Raw genomic sequence first — 716 nt, 5'->3', positions numbered from 1 at the left:
ATGCACTACACCGGCATGTCGGCCGCGGAATTCATCTGCACCACCGACAACCGCCTCGCCATCCCCAGCAGCCCCACGGTCATCAGCGTGATGGACCTGCCCCTGCTGGTGATCACGCTGGCCGTCGGCATGACCTGCGCGATTGCTGCAGACCTGCTGTTCGACCCGCAGCGCCGCCTGCAGTCGCCGCACTGAGCCTCCTGATGGACCGCGCGCGCCGACCGCGGCTGTCCATAATGGCGCCATGACCCGCTCCAGCCGCCCTGCTTTCCCTCGACTCGCCGACGCCGGCAGCATCACCCGCGTGCAAGGCATCGAAGTCGGCCACCACACCGATGCGCGCCGGCCCACGGGCTGCACGGTAGTCATGGCGCGCGCGGGCGCGGTCGGCGGCGTCGATGTGCGCGGCGCGGCGCCCGGCACGCGCGAGACCGACCTGCTGCATCCGACGAACCTGGTCGAACAGGTGCACGCCGTCATGCTCGCTGGCGGCAGCGCCTGGGGGCTGGACGCAGCCAGCGGCGCGGTGCGCTGGCTCGAGGAGCGCGATGTCGGCCTGGACGTGCGCTATGCGCGCCTGCCGTTAGTGCCGGCGGCCGTGCTGTTCGATCTGGGCGTGGGCGATGCCCGCATACGGCCCGACGCAGCGGCCGGCTACGCGGCCTGCGCCGCGGCCAGCAGCGCGCCGCCGGCCGAAGGCAACGTGGGTGCGGGCA

The 716-nt window shown here is 72.5% G+C and carries 2 protein-coding genes; both read left to right on the top strand.

The window, feature by feature from the left end; genetic code table 11:
* A partial coding sequence (locus D3H34_RS33295; RefSeq protein ID WP_286186589.1) for an MHYT domain-containing protein occupies positions 1-195 on the top strand: 195 nt, incomplete at its 5' end.
* A gap of 49 nt (positions 196-244) precedes the next feature.
* Positions 245-716 (top strand): P1 family peptidase (locus D3H34_RS33290; RefSeq protein WP_205736881.1); only part of this gene is annotated, 472 nt, incomplete at its 3' end.

The sequence above is a fragment of the Acidovorax cavernicola genome (assembly GCF_003581445.1).
This window is presented reverse-complemented; position numbering and strand designations above follow the sequence as displayed.